At 42.8% G+C, this 526-nt stretch carries 1 protein-coding gene; it reads left to right on the plus strand.

Going from position 1 to position 526, the window contains the following annotated elements:
* On the plus strand, positions 1-526 hold a 526-nt coding region (locus D8787_RS11645), incomplete at both ends, for a hypothetical protein (RefSeq protein ID WP_185776817.1).

Raw genomic sequence — 526 nt, forward strand, 5'->3', positions numbered from 1 at the left:
AACGCAAGATCCAACAACTGGAAATGTGGANGTGACAGTAAGCGGCGTACCAAATGGCACAAAAGTGAAATTACCAGGTGTTAAAGGAGAGAAAGTCGTAACAGATGGCAAAGTAACATTGCCAAATGACGAATTACCAGCAACACCACAGACTGGAAAAGGAAGTGCGCAAGAAGAAGGCAAACTTCCAAAAGAAGGCACAAGTGACATCACAATTCCTAAGAAATTGGTAGAAANTGGCACCCCAACCTTTACANTAGGAACGCAAGATCCAACAACTGGAAATGTGGATGTGACAGTAAGCGGCGTACCAAATGGCACAAAAGTNAAATTACCAGGTGTTAAAGGAGAGAAAGTCGTAACAGATGGCAAAGTAACATTGCCAAATGACGAATTACCAGNAACACCACAGACTGGAAAAGGAAGTGCGCAAGAAGAAGGCAAACTTCCAAAAGAAGGCACAAGTGACATCACAATTCCTAAGAAATTGGTAGAAAGTGGCACCCCAACCTTTACAATAGGAACG

The organism is Streptococcus mitis, assembly GCF_003944325.1.
In the GTDB taxonomy this organism is placed as follows: Bacteria; Bacillota; Bacilli; order Lactobacillales; family Streptococcaceae; genus Streptococcus; species Streptococcus mitis_CW.